We start from the raw sequence: 1321 nt of genomic DNA on the forward strand, positions 1-1321 counted from the left end.
TGAACCGCCCCGGCTTTCGCGGAGGCTCTTTGGGTTAAGTCAGGCCACCACCTCGGTGATCTGACGGGTGATTTTCCGGTAATAGTTTGCCTCAGCCTCTGCAGGCGGGATGTACCCGAGAGGCTCAAGCAGGCGATGATTGTTGAACCATGACACCCATTCGAGGGTGGCCAGTTCCACAGCCTCCCGAGTCTTCCAGGGGCCGCGCCGATGGATCACTTCGGCCTTGTACAGCCCGTTGATCGTCTCGGCCAAGGCGTTGTCGTAGCTGTCGCCCTTGCTGCCCACCGAAGGCTCCACGCCGGCTTCAGCCAGCCGTTCGCTGTAGCGGATGCTGACGTACTGCGAGCCGCGGTCGGAGTGATGAATCAGGCTGCTGTCGCGCTCGGGCTGGCGCGCGTAGAGCGCCTGTTCAAGGGCGTCGAGAACGAAGTCGGTCGTCATCGAACTACTGACCCGCCAGCCCACGATGCGCCGGGCGAACACGTCCACGACGAAGGCCACGTACAGCCAGCCCTGCCAAGTGGAAACGTAGGTGAAATCGGACACCCAAAGCTGATTCGGCCGATCGGCCCGGAACTGCCGGTTCACCTTGTCCTGCGGGCACGGCGCCTTGTGATCGGCGATGGTGGTGCGCACGACCTTGCCACGCCGTACGCCCTTCAGTCCTAACCGTCGCATCAGGCGCTCGACCGTGCAACGCGCCACAGCCTCTCCCTCGCGATTCATCTGCTTCCAGACCTTGTCCGCGCCGTAAACCTGCAGGTTCGCGTTCCAGACGGACTCGATCTTCGGCATCAACGCGTCGTCACGTTTCGCCCTGGCGCTGAGTTGCGATCGGTCCCGTTGCCGAGCTGCGAACCGGCGATACGCCGACGGGGCAATCTGCATGACTCTGCAGATCGGCTCGACCCCGTGCGCGTCGCGATGCGCCTGGACAAACGCGTACATCACTTCAGCCGGCGGTCGAGCTCCGCCTGGGCGAAAAACGCGCTGGCCAGCTTCAGGATCTCGTTGGCGCGCCGCAGTTCCTTCACCTCGCGCTCCAGATCCTTGATCCGTTGCGCCTCTGCCGTCGACACGCCCGGCCGTGAACCTGCATCGACCTCCGACAGCTTGACCCAGTCCAGCAGTGTCTGCGGCACACAGCCGATTTTCGGCGCGATCGATTCGACTGTCGCCCACAACGACGGGTACTCCCCGCGGTGCTCCTGAACCATCCGCACGGCCCGCTCACGGACCTCAGGTGAGAACTTCGGTGACTTCTTCATGACTCCATCCTCTCAAAGGTTGGAGCCTCCTCAAAACCCGGGGCGATTCA

The 1321-nt window shown here is 63.1% G+C and carries 1 protein-coding gene and 1 other annotated feature; the gene reads right to left on the reverse strand.

All coding sequences use genetic code 11. The features are described from left to right. Nucleotides 1–39: 39 nt before the first annotated feature. Nucleotides 40–1271, reverse strand: a protein-coding gene (locus tag HNQ70_RS19860; RefSeq protein WP_425504398.1) for an IS3 family transposase whose coding sequence is annotated in 2 segments (ribosomal slippage) — nt 40–980 and nt 980–1271 — 1233 coding nt in all. Because the reading frame shifts where the segments join, the coding sequence is not laid out codon by codon here. Further along, nucleotides 877–993: a sequence feature (AL1L pseudoknot), on the reverse strand. It overlaps the preceding gene by 117 nt. Nucleotides 1272–1321: the final 50 nt, after the last annotated feature.

It is taken from the genome of Quisquiliibacterium transsilvanicum, from assembly GCF_014202215.1.
Taxonomy (GTDB): Bacteria; Pseudomonadota; Gammaproteobacteria; order Burkholderiales; family Burkholderiaceae_E; genus Quisquiliibacterium; species Quisquiliibacterium transsilvanicum.